Consider the following 20,066-nt stretch of genomic DNA (forward strand, 5'->3'; position numbering starts at 1 on the left):
CACTAGAAGTAGTACTTGTCTGTGAAGGGGGAAGGTCATGTGTCGTTATTAGGAGAGGAACGGAAATCACAAATCATGCAATGGCTCGAAGAAGAAGGGAAAGTCATGACGAAAGATTTGATCGATCGTTTAGACGTCTCCGGTGAGACGGTCCGGCGCTATCTTGAGGAACTCGAACGGGAACGGCAACTGAAGCGGGTGTATGGTGGGGCAATCTATCACGGCGGAAAACAAGAGTCGTCGATTTCACGACGGACGGACCAATTATCACGGCGCCTGGCCCGGTATGCCAAAGGTTGGCTCAGTGACTATTCCTGCATCTTTTTAGGAAAAGGGGAACCGGTCGAACATCTGTTGCCGTACCTCAGTGGGGGAGCGACCATCGTGACGAATTCTTTATCGATTGCCAGTCATCTGGAACAATGCCGGGAAACCGGACCGTTTCATGGTGAAATTCGCTTGCTCGGCGGAACCGTCGATTCATTCGGACAGACGGTCGGTGTCGAAGTGTTACAAGCGCTTGATGCTTACGCCTTTGATGCATCGTTTTTGACATTTGACGGCGCCGAAATCGAGCGGGGATTCGTCAGCGATGACATCGAATCGTCCCTGATTCAAAAAGCGATCATCGGACGGACGAAGGACGTGTATGCCTTTTTGGCATGTGACGAGTTTGAAGGAAACCGGAAGTACAAAGTCGCCGAATTCCGGCGGGCTAAAATCGTCCTCAGTCCCTCGACCTATCCGCCGTCATGGGAAATGAAACTGTTCAACGAACGGGTGAATTGGACAGTCGTCTCGTGATACACTAGGGCGGGAGGGATGTATCATGTTAGAAATCATTGCAGCAACAGTCGAAGAAGCAACAGCAGCCGAGCGGGCGGGAGCTGACCGGTTGGAACTCGTATCCGCCTTATCGGAAGGCGGGCTGACACCGAGTTACGGCTTGATCCGGCAAGTCTTGTCGTCGGTCGAGATTCCGGTCCACGTCCTCGTGCGTCCGCACAGCAAATCGTTTGTCTATTCGAAAGCCGATCAGGAAACGATTATCACCGATATCGATTTAGTCCGGGAACTCGGAGCAGCGGGCATCATCGTCGGATCCTTGACGCCGGACGGTCGTGTCGATGAAGGATTCCTCGGACGGATTATTAAACATAAAGGCGACTTGTCGTTGACGTTCCACCGGGCCATCGACAGCAGTCGGGACATCCTGGAAGCGGCGGAAGTCCTGGCTGATTTTCCGGAAGTCGACCGGATTTTGACGTCCGGGGCACAACCGACGGCACTGGAAGGTCAGGCTGTTATCGCCGAACTGATCGAACAGCATCCGGACCTGATTGTCTTGCCGGGTTCCGGTATCACAGTTGAGCGGGCGGAAGAATTACTTAATGCAACGAACGCAACCGAGTTACATGTCGGATCCGCTGTCCTCGTCGACGGTCAAGTCGATCCGGAGAAGGTCAAAGCGTTAAAACAATTGCTGGCACGTTAATCAAAGTTATTCGTTGGCGTAACAGTTAACCTTATGAGAAAAGAGGGCAGATTTGAATCTGTTCCTCTTTTTTTATTTTGGAGAAACCATTTCATTCACGAGACTCCTACAGGAAAAAGCGCAATTCTTTGCGCTGTCAGAGACAAACAAGACCCGTTTTCCTGCCTTCAAAGGCAGGGAAACTGGCTTGTGTCTCGTCTGAGGAAGCGGGTGAAGAAAAAGTGGTTTCGGTTGCGTCGCTCTTTTTAAGAAGAGAAAGGAAACCAATCGTCAAAGCTGTCCAAAAATCGTCACATCTTCAGCCTTGTGAGGAGATGATTGCTATTTTTTCAAAGCAGACTACGGTACACTAAAACAGGAATGTTGAAAGATAAAGGAGTTCATTATGACAAATTTACAGTACAAACAAGCTGCACTTGCGACATTAAAAGGGAAGTGGCTGACAGCGCTCAGCATCTCAATCATCTACTTCGTCATCTTTGCACTTGCTGCCAGCCGGATGTCGTTTGACCAGGATAATCTCGACAGCATGTTACGGTTCGTCGCCTTGAATATCGTCGTGACGATTGTGCTGTCACCCGTCACGCTTGGGCGGACGATTGCCTACTTACGATTCGTCCGTGGAGAATCAGCCGGTATCGGGACGTTATTTGAAGGGTTTGCGTCGATCCGTTTCTATCTGAAGACGATGGCAGCCTATACACTGGTAACGTTACTTGTTTACATTGGTTCTTTTTTGATCCTTCCGGCAATCTACTTTTATCTGATGTACCGATTGGTGCCGTTTTTATTGGTTGACCGACCGGATCTGTCGTTTATCCAGGTCCTTGGTGAAAGCCGCCGGATGATGCATGGGCATAAATGGCGGCTGGCGAAACTTTATCTCAGTTTCATCCTTTGGGGGATTCTTGCGCTGCTCAGTACCGTCGGAGTTGTTCTGCTGACGCCGTATTTTGATACGACGCTGGCGCACTTCTATGAACAATTAAAAAAAGAGCAACAGACAGCAACGCGTTCAGCGTAAAAAAACGAGTCTGACTTCCCCCTGTGCGGAAGCGTCAGACTCGTTTTTGTCGTTTTTAATCCTTTAACGGGACGGTGTTTTCTCTTTTAACAGCAAGTAGAGGGCTTGTGTCCCAGATTCGGCATGACCGGATGCTGCCAGCTCGTCGTATAAATCTTTGACTAGTGCAAGTCCGGGTGTTGCAATCCCCATCTCTTCGGCCCGTTCGAGTGCCAGGTTCATGTCTTTGATAAAATGTTTGACGAAGAAGCCCGGCGAATAGTTTTCCGCAATGACACGCGGAATCAGGTTTTCAAGTGACCAGCTGCCGGCGGAGCCGCTTTTGATCGTCTCGACGAACTGTGTCGGATCGATTCCCGATTTCGTGACGAACAGCAACATCTCGGCTGTTCCGATCATCGATCCGGCAATCGCGATCTGATTGGCGAGCTTGGCCGATTGTCCTTGTCCCGGACCGCCGAAGCGGGCAATCGATTTTCCCATTGCTTCAAATAACGGTTGAACCGTGTTAAATGCTTTTTCGTCGCCGCCGGCGAGAATCGCGAGGGTCCCGTTTTTTGCTCCGAGATCGCCGCCCGTGACCGGTGCATCAAGCGCAGAAAGACCGTTTTGAGCAGCCTGTTCGGCAATCCGGATGGCGAGCGCAGGACTCGATGTCGTCATGTCGATGACGATTGTCCCTGGGTTAGCGGATGCTAAAATCCCGTCGTCCGCCAAGTAAATCTGTTCGACGTCCTGCGGATAGCCGACAATCGAGATGACGACATCGACATCCGTCACGGCTTCCTGAATCGTATCGACGATCACAGCGCCGTCCTGTTCGAGCGGCAAGCCTTTTTCTTTCGTCCGGTTATAACCTTTGACGGAAAAACCGGCTTTTAACAAGTTGCGGACCATGCCTTGCCCCATGACGCCGAGTCCGATGAAACCAATTGTTTTTGTCATGTGTTACTCCCCCTGGTCGTTTCGGTGTGACCGATGAATTGTTGCGTTACGAGTTTATTATACAAAACATTTGTCTCAACGAGGGTATCATGTGTCCCGATACCGGAAACACGTCCCTGTTCGAGGACGACGATTTGATCGGCGTGACGGACCGTCGCTAAGCGATGGGCAATGACGAATGTCGTCCGTCCTTCCATCAGGCGTTCGAGCGCTTCCTGGACGACCCGTTCCGATTCCGAGTCAAGGCTCGAAGTTGCTTCGTCGAGCAATAACAATTCCGGATCCCGCAGGAGGGCGCGGGCAATCGCAATCCGTTGCCGTTGACCGCCGGACAGTTTAACACCGCGTTCGCCAATTTCCGTGTCATATCCGAGTGTAAATGAAGAAATGAATTCATCGGCATTCGCCATCTCGGCGGCGTCGCGGATTTGTTGTTCCGTGACATCTTGCGTCAAGCCGTATAACAGATTGTCGCGGATTGTTCCCGACAAGACGGGTGAGTCCTGGGCGACATAACCGATCGCATTACGCCAGCTGGCCAGTTCAAACTGATCAATTGCATGAGGACCGAGCTCGATTTGACCGTTCGTCGGCAGATAAAAGCGTTCGAGCAGAGCGAACAAGGTCGATTTACCGGAGCCGCTCGGACCGACGATTGCCGTGGTTTGACCACGCGGCAAGGAGAAGGTGACGTCGTGCAACAGTGTCGTGTCGTCATAGCCGAACGACAAATGATTAAAGTGAACGGCTGCGAACGGACGCTCAACCTGTCGGGTACCGTCCTGTTCCGGTCGTTCTTCGAGCAGTTCCGAAATCCGTTCCGTTGCCCCGCGCGCTTTTTGTAATTTCGAGACAAACTCGGTCATCGTCACGAGCGGCGTCATGATTTGAAACAGATATAACGAAAAGGCGACGAGTTCGCCCGCTGTAATCTGATTCGTCGAGACGCGGTAAGCACCGAAACTGATGATGACAATCAACATCGAGGTCAGGGCGACGTTGAAGACGGGCAGTAAGATTGCCTGAATCTTCCCTTCTTTGACACCGAAGCCAAACAGATGTTCAATCCGCGTTTTTCCGCGTTCCATTTCATAGGTTTCTGTCGCCTGTGATTTGACCAAGCGGACTTCACCGAGCATCTCTGCAAAAAATCCCGATAAGCCGGCGAGCTCTTTTTGCGTCTCCCGTGAAATCTGATGCAGTTTCCGAACGAGCGGAATGATGATCAATAATGTCAACGGGACGGCGATGACCATGACGAGCGTCATTTGCCAGTCGAGGAAAAATAAAATCGTAATCGCACCGACAATCGAGACGATTGAGGTCAACAGACGAACGAGTTGCTCCGATAATAATTGTTGTAAGGTCGTCGCATCGTTGTTGAGACGTGAGACGAGTTCGCCTGACTTCGTTTCGTCATAGAACGGAATGGGTAAAGCTAGCAAGTGTTTCCACAACATCGTCCGCAAGTTGGCGACAATCCGTTGCCCGGCGACTTGCAGCCAGTAGATGGAAAAAGCATTGCTGATCATCTGGACGATGAAGACCGTGATGAAGAGGGCGACCAAGCCCGGTGTGACCTGATCGATGGAGAAGTTGTCGATCAGGGATTTCAAAAACCAGGGAATCATCAAAGCAGCGAGTGCCTGAATGATTGAAACCGTCACGGCAGCTGACAGCAGTCCGACCGGTGGTTCACTTTTCTTTAGTAAGGATAAAAATGAGGTAAATGTTGCAGGTTTCAATTCGGCACATCCTTTCCTTTCTATTGTCGGTTCTACGGCAGTTACGGTCAACTTCGAGTGATGGACTTGACAGTGATTCCGGTCGTCACGGACACTTAATGAAAGCGAAGTAAAGGAAGGAGTGACCTGACATGAAAATATGGATTGATGCAGACGGCTGTCCGGTCGTCGATTTGACGATTCGATTGAGCAAAGGATACGAGGTTTTTTTAGTCTGTGATACAGCACATCAGTTTAATCGGGAAGGGGCGACGACGATCACGATTGGTCAAGGAGCGGACGCCGTCGACTTTGCCATCGTCAACCGGATGGCGCCGGGAGACATCGTTGTGACCCAGGATTACGGTCTGGCTGCCCTCGCCCTCGCACGCAATGGACGAGCTATCGATCAGAATGGTCGAATTTTTACAAACGAAAACATAGATTTTCTTCTACATACACGACATGTCGGTCAAGAAATCCGGCGGGCAGGTGGACGGACGAAGGGACCCAAAAAACGGACACGTCAGGAAGATGTTGCGTTCGAACAGGCATTTAAACGTTTGTTGGCAGAAACGGCAGCACGTTCTTAAGTCGAATGAGCGACGAAAAATTAAAATCTCGTGTTATAATTTTAAACATGAATGCATGAATCGGAAGGAGGAAGCCCATTGAAAAAAATCGTACGATATCGTCCTGAAAAGAAGACGAGACCGTATCGTCTGAAGACCAGTCCATTTCCAGTCAAGACGTTACAGACGACCGACCGTCAACGGATCGGTCAACTGACACAGGATTTGGCGGAAGTTGAACATAAATTGAAACACCGCAACGAAATCATGGAAGCATTGGCAACCCAAAGCGTCGAGTCAGCATGTGAGACATTACTCGTTAAGTTGCTGAAACTCATCAATCTTGAGGCGGGGGCCATCCTGTTATATCGCCGTGAACAATTGAGTCACCTTGTGACGCAAGGGGTGGAAGACATTGAATTGATCGAAAAAGATTTGGATCAATATTCTGTGTTACGCCGTGCTTTTGTCATGCGAAAATCGGTTCAGCTCCCTATAGCAGAAAACATGTATGAATCGGCGATTCCTGTCCAGTCACCAAGCAATGGCGGTGTCGTCGGTGTCATCTATCTCAAACATCCATTCGAGCAGTTCAACTTGGAACAGGTCGGGGATATTTTGGATTTGTCACGTAAACTCGGGATGACGCTTGAACGTCACCTGTTGTTCCATCAAATGGAGCATGAAAAAATCAAAACGTATCAATTACTCGATTCGATTCGGGAAGCGGTCTTATATATCGAAAGCAGCGGGGAACAGATTTATGCCAATCAGGCATTGTTGAACATGTTCCCGCCAAAGCTCGTCAGTCAATCTCAAGGCTTCCGCCATGCGTACGAACGGGCGACATCCTTATTCGAACACGTTGATCAGCCGGATGCGCTGCATGACTATATCGGTCAATTGATGAACGGGGAGATTCCCGGAGAGACGATTGAACTATCGGCTTTTCGCGGGAATCTGTTGCTGAATGCCTATGCCGAACGAATCGCCATCGCCAATGTCGAGTGGGGAATGATGCTCGTCTTGCGAGATGTCACGAAAGAAAAAGAACTGGATTTGAAACAGTCGGAGTTCGTCTCGATTGTTTCGCATGAATTAAGAACACCGCTCTCGTCGATTATGGGCTTTACGGAACTGTTGATGCGTCGTTCACTCGATGGTCCGCGTCAAAAAAAATACCTCGAGACGATCCACTCCGAGACCGTTCGTTTGGCAGAGCTGATTGATGATATTCTGGAAATCCAAAAAGGTGAGGATGTCTCACAAGGCACCGTCAAAAAACGGCTGGACCTTAAACGATTGGTATATGAGATGCGACCGATGTTCGAGCTTGCGAGCAGTAAACACCGGATTCGGGTTCTGTTTGAAGCGGGCGATTATCAGATGACGGCGAGCGAAGAGAAGATGAAACAGCTCTTCACGAACTTGATCATGAATGCCATCAAATATTCACCGGACGGAGGAACGATTCAAGTTCGGGGGCACATGAAGGGATCACACATGGTCTTGACGGTTGAAGATGAAGGAATCGGAATTCCGGAAAAAGCACTACCGTTTGTATTTGATAAATTTTACCGGGCTGATAACTCGGACACGCGAAAAATTGGCGGAACCGGTCTTGGTTTAGCGATCTGCCGGATGATTGTCATGGATCATGGCGGATCGATTGCCGTGCAGTCAGAAGAAGGAAAATGCAGTACGTTTACGCTTCAATTTTCGACTGAAATGACAGAGGACTAACGAAGAAAGGAGGGACGGGACCGTGGATAACTCGCAAATGCGATATGAAGCCTTACACCCGCTTGTCGAAGATATCTTAAATCAATTGAGTGAAAAAATCGGAGTCAATACACTGTTTTTCGCATTAAATGACTCAAACAGTAACTTTATCGTCAAGGCAATCAATCATGGAAAGGAACTGATTGAAGAGGGAACGACACACATCTTCCAACATGTCCTCTGTAAACTCGTCATCGATGAAACAGACGGTAAGATTCAAATTAATGAATTATTGACGAATCCAATGACAAGTCATCATCCGGTCACCCAAACACTGGGTAACGGCAGTTTTCTTGGCGTCGCGATTAAAAATGCCAATAACGAGAAAATCGGGACGTTATGCGCTTTTGATGATCAACCGTACGAATTCAGTAAAACCGAATTAGAGATGATTGAAAATTACGCGAACATCATCAGTAAATCAATCAGCGTCGAGACCTATGTCATCAAAGATGCATTGACAGATGTCTATAACGAACGATATATGAACCGATTGATTTCGAGTGTCTCGAGCCAGCCGACCTTTTTGATGGTCCTCAATCTCGATAACTTTCATGCGATTAATGCGAAGTACGGATACCGGATTGGAAATCAGGTGCTTCAGGAAATTGCGTCACGCTTAAAGTATGTCGCGATTCCGGAACACGTCGTCGGACGGATGGAGGGGAACGAGTTCATTGTTCTCGCACCTCTGGAACAAGCTGATTTTACAGATCAAGGCCGGACATTCGCTGAATCCATCATTCAGACGATTGAGGAGCCAATCAATAACCTTGCGGACGAACCGATTCGTTTGACGGCTTCGTCAGGTGTCAGTCTGTTAACGGGCGATCACATGAACCGCCAGACACAGGTCTATGCAGCAGAAGCCCTGATGCAACAGGTCAAACTGGACGGAAAAGCGGGTATATCATTTGTCGATCAGCAACGCGAGGTCGAACAACATCCGTTTAACCGTGTATTGGAACAGGAATTGGAGCAAGCATTGGAACGTGGTCAGTTCGAATTGTATTATCAACGGATTTTAAATGCCAAACTGGGACAGACGGTTGCCGTCGAAGCACTACTCCGCTGGAATCATCCGGTCTTAGGATTCGTCAGTCCAGCCGATTTCATTCCGATTGCGGAACGGACAGGGAAGTTTAGTCAAATCGGTCACTTTACGATTGCACAGGCGATTTCGGATAGTGTCCGGTTAGAGACAGAATTGGGACGTCCCGTGACAATTTCGATTAATCTCTCCGCCAGTCAATTCAAATCGGATGCGATGCTTGCCGATCTGTTACAGTTCGCAAACTGTGCATCCTTCAAGAAAGAGCGGATTGTGCTTGAAATCCGGGAAGAAGTCTTACAAATCGGAAAACGGAAAGCCATCGAGCGTCTGGAAATGTTACGCCGGGCAGGTTATCGACTGAGTGTCGACCATTTCGGGAGTCATTATGCTTCGCTCAATTCCTTGCTCCGTTTACCGGTCCAATCCGTTAAGTTGGATCCGATCTTTACACGGCGTCTCGTTCAAAACCAGCTCGAACAGTCGATGGTCCAGTCTGTTTATTCGTTGACACAGGCACTTGGAATTTCGCTTGTCATTCAGGAAGTCGAAACAAGCGCTCAGTTCCAGCATATCGTTGCGGTGGGAAATCCCCTGTATGTACAAGGACATTATCTGCATCATCCGCAACCGATCACGAACTTGATTGCCGATTTTGCAAAGATCACGCATACCCAGGATGTTTAACCGTCTCTCGTAAGGGAATACTTTAATCATCATGATTCGAGGGGGATGTTACCATGTCAGAGCAACACGAAAAAGAAACGGATCCGATTACATCGGGAAATCGCATGACAAACGACGATATCGCAGGTCGTGATCAATCCGGTACAGCAGCACAAAACGAGTCGGATTCAAAATCCGAGCACCACGAAAAAGAGCCGCAGTCCGACAATCAAGACAAGAAGTCAGCGGACTCAGAATCAACAGATCAACCGGATTCTGAACCATCATCTGACGAAGCACCTGATTTGTCTCACGAAGCCGATGAAGACGGCGATGTGACACCGTCTGATGCAGACGATCAACAAAAATAATCGGGCACTTGTGCCGGATTTTATACCAATGGGTCTGACTCAAAAGTCACTCTCTACAAAGATCAGGGTGGCGGAATGATAATCTGCCACCCTGATTTCGTAAAAAAAAAGAATCACTCGCTTCACGCAACTCCTACAGGAAAAGCGCATTTTTGCGCTGTCAGAGACAAACAAGACCCGATTTCCTGCCTAAATGAGGCAGGAAAACTGGCTTGTGTCTTGCCTGAGGAAAGGGCATGAAAGAACGAGTGATTCTTTTTTGAGTCAGCCGCGTTTTGTTTTTTTAGAAAATTTTATACGGAAACAGGCACTGGATGGGCGAGTTCAATCGCCACCGCCACCGCCATCGCCGCCGTCAAATCCACCGTCCGCCATTCCGCCGTCTGTCGCATGGGACGTATCCGTCAAGTCGACCGGGAACAGGAAAACGGGAATGAAATCAGTCGAATTCGTCCAGTCAGCCGGGCTGTACGGAGCAAACAATTGGTGCAACGTCGGATGATCCGCAAGATAGAGCCGGACCGCCGTCAGGAAAATTAAATCCTTCCGGTATTTAAAGTGAGGATTTTGCCGCAAACGGTCTGATATCTGTTCAAGTGCTGCGCGGTGTACTTCCGGTTGACCGAGTAGCGCAAGCAACGCATGAAACGACAGTGGAATCCCGTGTTTACGGTAAGCGTTCCGGGACTGGACGAGCTGATCGAGATAGAGGTGATGGTCCTCGTCCGGTAATAAGGCAAATAAGAGTGCCGTGACATACGTTTGCTGAGACCGCCCGAACCGCTTTTTCAACATGTCATACAGCGATTCGATCTGATCATGGATTGTTGATAACTCGCCCCGGCGGAGACTGTTTAAAAACAGAAACGAGATCAGCAGGGGAGAGACGATGAACCGGTGTGAGGTTTTGCAAAGGCGGTATAACGAGACGGTCCGCTCAAGTTGGACATCCGTCGGCTGTAAGCGGCTGATCAATAAAGCGGTGGAATAAGCATTGAGCGGATGGACGAGCCGATGTGTTGCAAAAAAACTATAGATTGACATCATCGGAGCAATCCGTTCAGCCGGTTCCATGTCGTATGCCTGAATTTTTGAAGCAAGCAATAACGCTTGTGTCTGGTGGGAGCGGAGATGCTCTTCCAAAAACCGAGCCGTCTTCTCCAACTCCGGAAAAGGTGCGGGATGTCGGCCGACGACAGCATCAAAAGCAAGTTCGATTAAAATACCATCCTGGTAAGTGACGAAATAATGTCCTGTTTCATCTAAACGTTGTAAAAAACGTTGTTCGAGTTCCATTTCCTGCACCTCATCCTTTTTCCCCTATTTTACCATGACACACAAAAGAAAGACGGTTACTTTTCTAATCGGTCAATCAATCGTTCGGCTGCCCGGCGGTACAAGTTGCTCATATGGGCGAGCGACAAAATCAGTTGCAACTGTTCGAGATGATCCAAGTCATCCGTCGGAGGCTGCTGCTCCTCGAACAAGGTCTGATTGACCGCTGTCGCATCGAGATACGTTTGATAAAAATCTTCCAAATCAATTGTTTGTTCCGTAACACCGGTATTCAAGTCCGTCAAAATCGTTTTGATGTCATTGATGGAGAACGTTCCTTTCAACTGGTAGATTAAACTGATTAAGATCAGATGGTTTTTCGTATATTTTTTATTCGTGACCGGGAAAAACAATTTTTTCTTGGCGTAGTTGTTAATCATCGTCTTCGTTAAAATCGTTTCGCCTTCGGTTCGCGTCGTCTCTTCAAACGTCCGTTCAAACAATTGAATGACTTGGTCCATGTAGAGATCGATGTTCGGGATATCCGTTAACTCCAACTGGCGATCGAGTGATGGTTTCGGGTGATCTGACTGTGTCATGAAAATACCTCCAAAAAAATAATGCGGAATGACTTCCTATTTCTCTAGTGTATGATAGAATGTTCATATAACGCCATGTAGTATTTAAAACTACATAAAAATGGAGGGAAATTATGAAAACGTATATGAGAGAACCGATCAATGGTCTGACCCACCTTGGCGGAGCCGTCTTCGCCTTTATCGGATTGCTCGCCTTGGTCATCAAAGCGGCACTGGAGCGGGGAGCAGGACTACCGATTGTCGCGGCGATCATCTTTGGAGTCAGTATGATTGCCTTGTATGCAGTCTCGGCGACATATCATATGGTACTTGCGAGTGACCGGGCCATTGCGACGTGGAGACGTCTTGATCATTCGATGATTTATCTGCTGATTGCCGGCTCGTATGCCCCGTTTTGTCTGATCAGTCTGAACGGACCGACCGGCTGGGTATTGTTCAGTATCGTCATGCTGATTGCGGTCTTCGGTATCACCTTTAAACTCGTCTGGTTCAACAGTCCGCGCTGGTTGTCGACGACGCTGTACATCGGAATGGGCTGGATCATGGTCTTTGCGATCACACCGCTCGCAGAAGTCCTGTCGCCGGTCGGAATCGGTTTACTGTTCCTCGGCGGGATTTTTTACACGATCGGTGGCATTATATACGGCTTAAAACCGCGTGTGCTTTCGTTCAAACACCTCGGTTTTCACGAGATTTTCCATGTATTCGTCCTGCTCGGCAGCTTAGCGCATTTCCTTTGTGTCTATTTTTTCGTCATCTAAATATTTCGGTTCACACATCCTTCCGCTCGCGGAAGGATGTTTTTTGCCGGTAAAGGAGTGGACTGGCAGGTCTCGCGGGAAGGGAAGCCGAAGGAAACGAAAGGACAGGATTAAAGGGGGAAAAACGATGGCGATCACGACATCCCGTTGGCAGCTCGAAAAACTGTATTCGATTGGAAAAGTGGGACAGACGATTAACAGGTTACGAAAGGAACTGGATCAGCTTCAAACCGACCAACCTCCGGTGTCTTCTTATTTGACGCATCTTGAGCGAATCAAATGCCACGTCGAAGAACTGGCTGATTTTGTGTATTGCCTGTACGCGGAAGATGTTTCACGTCATGAAGTGGGCCGGCTGCTTGAGCAGACCGAGATATTGCAGGCGAGTCTCCGGATGACTGAAACGGTCTTCGAGGAACGATTGCGGAAACTGTCCGAAGCAGAATGGATAACGCTGCAATCTGACTCGCCGTCTTATTATCTGACGGAACGCCGCGCCATCATGGAACGTCGTTTACCGGCTGAACAGGAACAAATGATTCAGGCACTGGCAATCGACGGTTTTTCCGGATGGGAACAGTTGTATGAACAGCGTTTGACCGGTTTACGGATTCCGCTTGAAGAAGAAGTCACAATTGGACACGCCCTGCATCAGGCTTTTCATGGGGCAACACGCAACGACCGGCAAGCGGCGGCGACGGCTTTCGCAAAGACGTGTGCTGCTGAACGAGACGACTTTGCGATGATTTTGAACCGGATTGCCGGATTTCGGTTGCAAGTTTACACAAAACGCGGATGGGAGGACCCGTTAACGGAACTGTGTGAACAAAACCGGATGCAACGGACGACAATTAAAGCGATGCTTGCGGCGATTGATCAAAATCGTCCGCTGTTCCAGTCTTATTACGAACGAAAATTGCGTCTGGCACATGTCACGGAACCGGAATGGCATGATTTAGAGGCGAATACCTTCACCTCGCGCGGTTATGTTTCCTATATTGAGGCGCAATCGATCATTCTGCATCAATTTGACCGGCTCCATCCGCGGTTGGCAAACTTTACGAAAACCGTGTTTGAAAAAGGCTGGATTGATGCGGAAAACCGGCCGTCTAAAGCAGAAGGTGGTTTCTGTGCCTCGTTCCCGGTCGCTAAAGAAAGCCGGATCTTCATGACGTACCGTGAAGCGTATCCGGATGTCGTTACGCTTGCCCATGAACTGGGTCACGCGTACCACAATTTGCTGTTGCACGATTTGCCGTTCCTTGATCAGATTAAAGGGACGAGCAGTGCCGAGACGGCTTCGACATTCATGGAAAACCTGGTCCTTGACGCCGTGATCGAACAATCGGCGAGCGAAGAAAAACTGGCGATGCTTGAAATCAAAATCAGCGAAGGCTTAAAATACGTCGGAACCATTCCGAACATGTTCCGGTTTGAACAACGTTTTTATTCGGAGCGACGGCAGGGGCCGGTTTCAAGCGACCGGATTGCTGAACTGATGCGGGAGGAAGATGCCCGCTTTTACGGCGATGTACTGACGGAACCGGATCCGTACAAATGGATTTTTGTCGGTCATTTCTATGATACAGAAAAGCCGTTCTACAATATTCCCTACACGGTCGGTTACTTACTGAGCAATCACTTATATCCGGAGGTCAAGCAATCAAATGAGGCGTTCACCGGACAATTCGAACCGTTGTTACGCGCATCGGGACAGGCGACAATCGAGGAGCTGATTGAGCAGTATGTAGACGGCGAACCGGACTCAATTACTTTTTGGCAACAGGCACTTGAACCGCTCCTGTCGGCGATTGAAATGTACTTACAAGAGACGGCTGGACTCATCGATTGAAGTCGCCAGCAATCGGGAATAGATAACTAACGAAGGAGGGGTGCGGATGTACGAACAGGATAAAAGGGTGTTGGCGGAAGCCGCCATCAAGCATGTTAAGAACGGAATGATTCTTGGTCTTGGGACAGGTTCGACGACCCGGAGTTTCATCGATGTCCTCGGTAAGTGGGTCGAAGCAGGCGGTCAGGTGCAGGGAGTGACGACATCAGCCGAGACAGCGGAACAAGCCAAACGATTAAACATTCCGTTGCTGTCACTCGAGGAAGCGACGCATATCGATCTTGTCATCGACGGCATCGATCAGATCGATGCGCAGTTCCGTGTGCTCAAGGGCGGTGGTGGAGCGCTGTTCCGTGAAAAAGTCGTTGCTTTGATGAGCCGGGAAGTGCTCTACTTAGCGGACGCCTCGAAGTTCGTCCATCACCTGAGCGGTCCGTTACCGGTTGAAATCGATGCGTTTGCGAGACCGTATGTCGAACGTTTTTTGCAGGATAAGCATGTCGATGTGACGCTACGGGAGCAGGATGGAGAACCATTCGTGACGAACGGGGGGCATCTGATTTTGGATGTCGATCTCAAGCGGGTCCAGGATGTCCCTCACTTTGCCCGGGAACTGAAAAGTTTGACGGGAGTGCTCGAAACCGGCTATTTTGAGCGGCAACCGGATCACGTCCTGACGGTCGAGCAAGGACAAGTCAGACAGCTGGCTCATCCTGATTTACGGGATGGAGGTGGACTTGTCTAACTGGCGTTTTGAGAGAAAGAAGGGAAACCGATGCGGTTACGAAAACGGTATGTGTTCGGAGCAAGTGTATTGGCGGGGGCGGGTCTTCTTTTATTGAAGAACAAAGAGCAAAAAAATACGGATCCGCTAAAAGAGTATTTAACGCATCTCGATCAGGATTCAAGTCCAGATGCCGACAAAGATCCGGATGAAGTCGGATTGACGAAACTCGATTCGATTTACCGGGCGGAGTGGCAGGCGAACGGCTATCCCCGTTCGCAAAAAGAACTCGAAGATTTGGAAAAATGAAAAGCGCCGACAATCCACGAGCGGATTGTTGGCGCTTTTTTTAGTATGTAAGGGAACCGGCGATGATCAGACCGATCGAAATTGAAAGAAACAGCAATAATAAACCAACGGCTTCATTATTGGCATCGATTTCTTTCGTCATACTGATCCGCGGAATGATCAAGTCTGCCAAATAGAACAGGACGATTTGGAAGACGATTGCTAAAGCTCCCCATAAGACCATATCGAGGATGCTGACCGAGTTCGTGATACTGGAGTAGAGAACGATCGCAAGACCAAGGATTCGTCCGCCGAATGCATAAACGGCCGCTTTTTTTCCTTGACGGATTAGCTCCATCTCTTTTGATTTGGTCGTCACTTCAAACAGGACGACGCCGATAGCAAGTAAAAGTGTAGCCACTCCGATATACGCAAGTGTCGAGACGAACAGTTCACTGAAGCCCATCTTAATTCCTCCTTAGGAATGATTGGATTTGTTTCGTTCTTTTCGTTGTTGCCAGGCAACGTACCCTTCGAGCATCGCTCCGACTAAAATCCCGGCGGAGACATACAGGTAAAAATTATCCCCGATGAAGCCGAAGAGCAGTCCGAGCAGCAGACCAATGATAATGTAAGGTCCTTTTGTTAATTTCATGATGAATCACCTTCCTCATCATCAAACGTAGCCGATTTTTCCGGATTCGTCCATCCCTAATCGACAGAATGAGTCACAGCTACTTCGAGTTCGCGTGTAAAAAGTGTCACCCGGTTGCGTCCGTTTTGTTTGGAATGATAAAGTGCGACGTCTGCATCCGTCACAAGTTGCTGAATCTCTGATGTTGATTTCGGGAAAAGTGCGACTCCGAACGAAGCTGTCAACGGCAGTTGCGTCCCATTCGACAATTGAAACGGAGACGTCGCAATCCGTTCCCGCAACTGTTCAGCCAACGCCAGGACTTTTGCATCCGTCAACTGTTCGACGAGAATGGAAAATTCCTCACCCCCGTTACGGGAGATGAATCCGGCATCCGTCACACCGTCCCGCAAACGGGAGGCGAATTGACGCAGGACCTCGTCACCGGCTTCGTGACCGAACGTATCATTGACATGTTTGAAATGATCGATATCGATCGTAATCAACGCTACTTCATGTTGCTGTAAAATCGTTTGTTGCTTTAAATCATCAAAATGATCCGTAAACGCACGGAAATTATGTAAGCCGGTCAAAAAATCACGTTGTGCCGTTTGTTGCCATGTCCGCATCGACTGTTTCGTCAAACGGATGTCACGGATGATGACGAGTGCAAGCCAACTGCTGATGAAGGAAGCGGGCAGGACGACACTGAGGATATCGAAGAGGAGACCCGTGTCAGCTAAGACATATATCAAAACGATTCCATGCAGGACAGTCGCATAGACAGTGACTATCGTAAAGGTCCGCTTGGAATAGATCGGCAACCACTTGACGAGAAGCGACGTCCCGACAGCAATCAGGATGATGAACAGTGCTGCCGCATACGCTGAGCTGTTCAAATTAATGCTGAACCGGTAAAGAATGATGACACTTGTCACAATCATCGTCGGCAACGGACCGGCAAAATAAGCGGCAACGATGACAGGAATGTGCCGCAAGTCGACTAAAACACCGGGAACGGGCTCAATCGTCAGTTGCATCAGCAACCAAGATAAGATACTCAGGCTGATTCCGTACAAAATGCGGACTGAGCGTTTGGAATCGACGGTAATCGGATGCGGTGACAGCTTTCCGAGCAGGTAAAAACCGCTCATCAATAGGGTCAGGTTATGGAGAAGATCATACAAAATGGTTTTCAAATTCAGGCACCTTGCTTTCGTTTGACAAATCGTTCTACCGTTTAGAATACGCTATTGACGTCAAATAGTCCTCCATCTGGTCAAAAGATTTCCGAAAAAGACATCAAAAAATAAATGTGTCTATAATGTGAAGTTATAGAACCTATAAGCTGTACTTATAGGTTTATGGTTTTTGATTGACCATTCGGTGATTCAATTGTTAAATGATGAAGAAGCAATTGAAAGCGCTTACTAAATTTTAAAGGAGATCCACCATGGAACTGATTATCATTCTTCTTGCCTTATCTTTATTAATGTTCGTAGCGTACCGTGGCTTTTCAGTCATCTTATTTGCTCCGATCTGTGCTCTGTTCGCTGTCTTACTGACGAACCCGGATTGGGTCTTGCCGTTCTTCTCCAATATCTTCATGGAAAAAATGGTGGGATTCATTAAAGCCTACTTCCCGGTATTCCTGCTCGGAGCGATTTTCGGGAAAGTCGTCGAAATGTCAGGAATCGCTGAATCGATCGCGAAGTCGATCATTCGGATGATCGGAGCAAAACGGGCGATTCTTGCCATCGTGTTGCTTGGCGCGATTTTGACGTATAGCGGTGTCAGCCTGTTCGTCGTCGTCTTTGCCGTCTATCCGTTCGCAGCGAACTTGTTCCGCGAAGCGAATATCCCGAAACGCTTGATTCCGGGAACGATTGCCCTTGGTGCGTTTACGTTTACGATGGATGCCTTGCCGGGGACACCGCAAATCCAGAACGTCATTCCGACGACGTTCTTTAAAACGGATATCTATGCGGCACCAATCATGGGATCAATCGGCGGCTTGATCATCCTGACGGTCGGGATGTTCTATCTTGAATCCCGTAAACGTAAAGCACATCAAGCTGGGGAAGGGTATGCCGGATTTGAAGCGACGGCAGCCGGTACGGCTCCGCAGATGGAATTGAAAAATGAACCGGAACTGACGCTCGAGACGGCACAACAACCGGTTTACCGCCAAGTCCTGGCATTTGTGCCGTTGATTTTAGTCGCTGTCATGAACAAATACTTTACGCTCGCGATTCCGGCATGGTATCCGGAAGGTTTTGATTTCGCCGCGATCGGTCTTGAAGCATTCGGGAAAATCGAGACGCCGGCCGTTCTTGCCATCTGGTCCGTCCAAATGGCCTTGATCATCGGAATCATCTCCGCGATGCTGTATGACTTCAAAAAAGTCCGGACGAACTTCCAGGCCGGATTGAACCTCAGTATCGGTGGTGCCTTACTTGCTGTCATGAATACCGGAGCCGAGTACGGATTCGGCGGTGTCATCGCCGCTTTACCGGGCTTCAAGACGGTCTCGAACGGGATTTCATCGACGTTCACCGATCCGCTCGTCAACGGAGCGGTCACGACGACGGCACTTGCCGGGGTAACCGGTTCTGCGTCCGGCGGAATGGGCATCGCGCTCAGTGCGATGTCGGATAAATATACACAAGCGATCACGTCAGGCGGCGTCCCGCCGGAAGTCATGCACCGGGTCATCTCGATGGCGTCCGGCGGCATGGATACGTTACCGCACAACGGAGCCGTCATCACGTTGCTTGCCGTCACCGGCTTGACGCACCGTCAGTCGTACCGTGACATCTTTATGATTACGATTTTAAAGACAGTGACGGTCTTCCTGATGATCGGACTTTACAATCTGACAGGTCTTTATTAAGCATTTGGGTTTAAAAAAGGGGGAAATGAACGATGCAACAGGGGAAAATCTACGATTCATTTACCGAAGCGATAGCTGACATCTTTGATGGGGCGACACTCGTCGTCGGGGGATTCGGTTTATGCGGGATTCCGGAGAAATCGATTGCTGCCTTGCAGGAAAAAGGGGTCAAGGACTTGACGGTCGTCAGCAACAACTGTGGCATCGATGACTTCGGACTCGGCATCTTATTACAATCACGTCAAATCAAAAAGATGGTCTCGTCCTACGTCGGGGAAAACAAGACGTTTGAGCAACAGTACTTAAGCGGAGACATTGAGGTCGATCTCGTGCCGCAGGGGACACTGGCAGAACGGATCCGGGCCGGCGGAGCGGGCATTCCCGGCTTTTATACACCAACTGGCGTCGGGACACCGATTGCGGAAGGCAAGGAACAAAAAGAGTTCGACGGGAAAACTTATCTGCTCGAAGAAGGGATCGTCGGCGATTTTGCGCTCGTCAAAGCCTGGAAAGCGGACAAAATCGGTAATCTCGTCTTCCGAAAGACATCGCGGAACTTCAATCCGCTCGTCGCGACAGCCGGCAAAGTGACGATCGTCGAAGTCGAAGAACTGGTTGAAGTCGGTGAACTCGATCCAAATGAAATCCATACACCGGCCGTTTACGTCCAGCGCATCATCGTCGGGACGGACTACGAAAAACGCATCGAACGCCGGACAGTCCGGGAAGCATAAGGGGGAGATACTATGGCAACGTCAAGAGAAATCATTATCAACCGCGCGCTGCAGGAAATCGAGGACGGCATGTACGTCAATCTCGGAATCGGGATTCCGACACTAATCGCCAATGCGATTCCGGATGATGTCCACGTCATGCTGCAATCGGAAAACGGGTTGCTCGGCATCGGACCGTATCCGCTCGAACATGAAGTCGACGCCGACGAAATCAATGCCGGCAAAGAGACGGTTACGGCACAAAAAGGGGCGTCCTATTTCGACAGTGCCGAATCGTTTGCGATGATCCGCGGTGGTCACATTGATCTTGCGATTCTAGGCGGGATGGAGGTCGCCGAAAACGGTGACCTCGCGAACTGGATGATTCCCGGCAAGATGGTCAAGGGAATGGGCGGGGCAATGGATCTCGTCAACGGCGCGAAACGGGTTGTCATCATCATGGAACACGTCAATAAGTACGGCGAGTCGAAGGTCAAGACACGTTGTACGTTACCGTTGACCGGCAGTCAAGTCGTCAACCGGTTGATCACGGATAAAGCGGTCTTTGATTTCACGGAAGCCGGGATGGTCTTGATTGAGACATTGGACGGACTCACAGTCGAAGACATCCGCAACGTGACGGAAGCGGACTTCACTGTCAGTCCGGAACTTGAACGCATCAGCATAGGGGAGTGAG

Annotated in this window: 21 protein-coding genes; 14 read left to right on the top strand and 7 right to left on the bottom strand. The window is 49.3% G+C overall.

The window, feature by feature from the left end:
* Nucleotides 1-39: 39 nt before the first annotated feature.
* The 3 genes from ACP26N_RS06025 to ACP26N_RS06035 all read left to right on the top strand — a co-directional run bounded on the left by ACP26N_RS06025 (nucleotide 40) and on the right by ACP26N_RS06035 (nucleotide 2,519).
* Nucleotides 40-804, top strand: coding sequence for a DeoR/GlpR family DNA-binding transcription regulator (locus ACP26N_RS06025; RefSeq protein ID WP_114596147.1), 765 nt, complete (start codon nucleotides 40-42; stop codon nucleotides 802-804).
* 25 nt (nucleotides 805-829) lie between these two features.
* On the top strand, nucleotides 830-1,495 hold the full coding sequence (locus ACP26N_RS06030) for a copper homeostasis protein CutC (RefSeq protein WP_426355036.1): 666 nt from the start codon (nucleotides 830-832) through the stop codon (nucleotides 1,493-1,495).
* A gap of 385 nt (nucleotides 1,496-1,880) precedes the next feature.
* A complete protein-coding gene (locus tag ACP26N_RS06035; RefSeq protein ID WP_426355037.1) occupies nucleotides 1,881-2,519 on the top strand; it encodes a DUF975 family protein in 639 nt (212 codons plus the stop codon).
* A 63-nt stretch (nucleotides 2,520-2,582) separates the two neighbouring features.
* On the opposite strand, the gene ACP26N_RS06040 is transcribed toward ACP26N_RS06035, so the two are convergent.
* Both ACP26N_RS06040 and ACP26N_RS06045 read right to left on the bottom strand, forming a co-directional pair.
* On the bottom strand, nucleotides 2,583-3,464 hold the full coding sequence (locus ACP26N_RS06040) for an NAD(P)-dependent oxidoreductase (RefSeq protein WP_188005342.1): 882 nt from the start codon (nucleotides 3,462-3,464) through the stop codon (nucleotides 2,583-2,585).
* On the bottom strand, nucleotides 3,461-5,209 hold the full coding sequence (locus ACP26N_RS06045) for an ABC transporter ATP-binding protein (protein WP_131502931.1): 1,749 nt from the start codon (nucleotides 5,207-5,209) through the stop codon (nucleotides 3,461-3,463). Before ACP26N_RS06045 ends, ACP26N_RS06040 begins: the two co-directional genes overlap by 4 nt.
* 131 nt (nucleotides 5,210-5,340) lie before the next feature.
* Between ACP26N_RS06045 and ACP26N_RS06050 the strand changes: the two genes are divergently transcribed.
* The 4 genes from ACP26N_RS06050 (at nucleotide 5,341) to ACP26N_RS06065 (ending at nucleotide 9,630) form a co-directional block, all read left to right on the top strand.
* On the top strand, nucleotides 5,341-5,781 hold the full coding sequence (locus tag ACP26N_RS06050) for a YaiI/YqxD family protein (protein WP_214853784.1): 441 nt from the start codon (nucleotides 5,341-5,343) through the stop codon (nucleotides 5,779-5,781).
* A gap of 78 nt (nucleotides 5,782-5,859) precedes the next feature.
* Nucleotides 5,860-7,503: a sensor histidine kinase gene (locus tag ACP26N_RS06055; RefSeq protein ID WP_426355040.1), complete on the top strand. Its 1,644-nt coding sequence runs from the start codon at nucleotides 5,860-5,862 to the stop codon at nucleotides 7,501-7,503.
* Between the two features lie 22 nt (nucleotides 7,504-7,525).
* On the top strand, nucleotides 7,526-9,280 hold the full coding sequence (locus tag ACP26N_RS06060; RefSeq protein ID WP_371819868.1) for a putative bifunctional diguanylate cyclase/phosphodiesterase: 1,755 nt from the start codon (nucleotides 7,526-7,528) through the stop codon (nucleotides 9,278-9,280).
* Nucleotides 9,281-9,333: 53 nt separating this feature from the next.
* A complete protein-coding gene (locus tag ACP26N_RS06065) occupies nucleotides 9,334-9,630 on the top strand; it encodes a hypothetical protein (protein WP_131502929.1) in 297 nt (98 codons plus the stop codon).
* Between the two features lie 324 nt (nucleotides 9,631-9,954).
* On the opposite strand, the gene ACP26N_RS06070 is transcribed toward ACP26N_RS06065, so the two are convergent.
* Both ACP26N_RS06070 and ACP26N_RS06075 read right to left on the bottom strand, forming a co-directional pair.
* Nucleotides 9,955-10,926: a DUF4003 family protein gene (locus ACP26N_RS06070; RefSeq protein ID WP_131973063.1), complete on the bottom strand. Its 972-nt coding sequence runs from the start codon at nucleotides 10,924-10,926 to the stop codon at nucleotides 9,955-9,957.
* A gap of 56 nt (nucleotides 10,927-10,982) precedes the next feature.
* On the bottom strand, nucleotides 10,983-11,504 hold the full coding sequence (locus tag ACP26N_RS06075) for a DUF1836 domain-containing protein (RefSeq protein ID WP_114596139.1): 522 nt from the start codon (nucleotides 11,502-11,504) through the stop codon (nucleotides 10,983-10,985).
* A 113-nt stretch (nucleotides 11,505-11,617) separates the two neighbouring features.
* Here ACP26N_RS06075 and trhA point away from each other — a divergent pair, with 113 nt between their 5' ends.
* The 4 genes from trhA (at nucleotide 11,618) to ACP26N_RS06095 (ending at nucleotide 15,150) form a co-directional block, all read left to right on the top strand.
* Nucleotides 11,618-12,265, top strand: a complete 648-nt coding sequence (trhA, locus tag ACP26N_RS06080) for a PAQR family membrane homeostasis protein TrhA (protein WP_114596138.1) — start codon at nucleotides 11,618-11,620, stop codon at nucleotides 12,263-12,265.
* A 127-nt stretch (nucleotides 12,266-12,392) separates the two neighbouring features.
* Complete coding sequence (locus ACP26N_RS06085; RefSeq protein WP_426355041.1) at nucleotides 12,393-14,117, top strand: M3 family oligoendopeptidase; 1,725 nt, start codon at nucleotides 12,393-12,395, stop codon at nucleotides 14,115-14,117.
* 46 nt (nucleotides 14,118-14,163) lie between these two features.
* On the top strand, nucleotides 14,164-14,862 hold the full coding sequence (rpiA, locus tag ACP26N_RS06090) for a ribose-5-phosphate isomerase RpiA (protein WP_426355042.1): 699 nt from the start codon (nucleotides 14,164-14,166) through the stop codon (nucleotides 14,860-14,862).
* 30 nt (nucleotides 14,863-14,892) lie between these two features.
* Entirely contained in the window at nucleotides 14,893-15,150 is a 258-nt protein-coding gene (locus ACP26N_RS06095) for a hypothetical protein (protein WP_026828680.1), read from the top strand.
* Between the two features lie 40 nt (nucleotides 15,151-15,190).
* On the opposite strand, the gene ACP26N_RS06100 is transcribed toward ACP26N_RS06095, so the two are convergent.
* The 3 genes from ACP26N_RS06100 to ACP26N_RS06110 are packed head-to-tail and all read right to left on the bottom strand — an operon-like array spanning nucleotide 15,191 to nucleotide 16,962.
* The gene (locus ACP26N_RS06100) at nucleotides 15,191-15,595 is read right to left on the bottom strand and encodes a DUF350 domain-containing protein (protein ID WP_026828679.1); all 405 of its coding nucleotides are present in this window, start codon (nucleotides 15,593-15,595) and stop codon (nucleotides 15,191-15,193) included.
* A 12-nt stretch (nucleotides 15,596-15,607) separates the two neighbouring features.
* Nucleotides 15,608-15,784, bottom strand: a complete 177-nt coding sequence (locus ACP26N_RS06105; RefSeq protein ID WP_165871658.1) for a hypothetical protein — start codon at nucleotides 15,782-15,784, stop codon at nucleotides 15,608-15,610.
* A gap of 56 nt (nucleotides 15,785-15,840) precedes the next feature.
* Nucleotides 15,841-16,962 carry a GGDEF domain-containing protein gene (locus tag ACP26N_RS06110; protein ID WP_426355044.1) on the bottom strand — a complete coding sequence of 374 codons (1,122 nt, stop codon included), beginning with the start codon at nucleotides 16,960-16,962 and terminating at the stop codon, nucleotides 15,841-15,843.
* A 254-nt stretch (nucleotides 16,963-17,216) separates the two neighbouring features.
* Between ACP26N_RS06110 and ACP26N_RS06115 the strand changes: the two genes are divergently transcribed.
* From ACP26N_RS06115 to ACP26N_RS06125, 3 genes are read left to right on the top strand one after another with little or no spacing between them, the layout of a single operon-like run.
* Nucleotides 17,217-18,656: a GntP family permease gene (locus tag ACP26N_RS06115; RefSeq protein WP_426355045.1), complete on the top strand. Its 1,440-nt coding sequence runs from the start codon at nucleotides 17,217-17,219 to the stop codon at nucleotides 18,654-18,656.
* A 32-nt stretch (nucleotides 18,657-18,688) separates the two neighbouring features.
* Nucleotides 18,689-19,390: a CoA transferase subunit A gene (locus ACP26N_RS06120; protein WP_426355046.1), complete on the top strand. Its 702-nt coding sequence runs from the start codon at nucleotides 18,689-18,691 to the stop codon at nucleotides 19,388-19,390.
* Nucleotides 19,391-19,402: 12 nt separating this feature from the next.
* The gene (locus tag ACP26N_RS06125; protein ID WP_131502921.1) at nucleotides 19,403-20,065 is read left to right on the top strand and encodes a 3-oxoacid CoA-transferase subunit B; all 663 of its coding nucleotides are present in this window, start codon (nucleotides 19,403-19,405) and stop codon (nucleotides 20,063-20,065) included.
* Nucleotide 20,066 lies beyond the last annotated feature (1 nt).

Origin of the sequence: Exiguobacterium sp. R-39, from assembly GCF_049942815.1 — a bacterium.
In the GTDB taxonomy this organism is placed as follows: Bacteria; Bacillota; Bacilli; order Exiguobacteriales; family Exiguobacteriaceae; genus Exiguobacterium_A.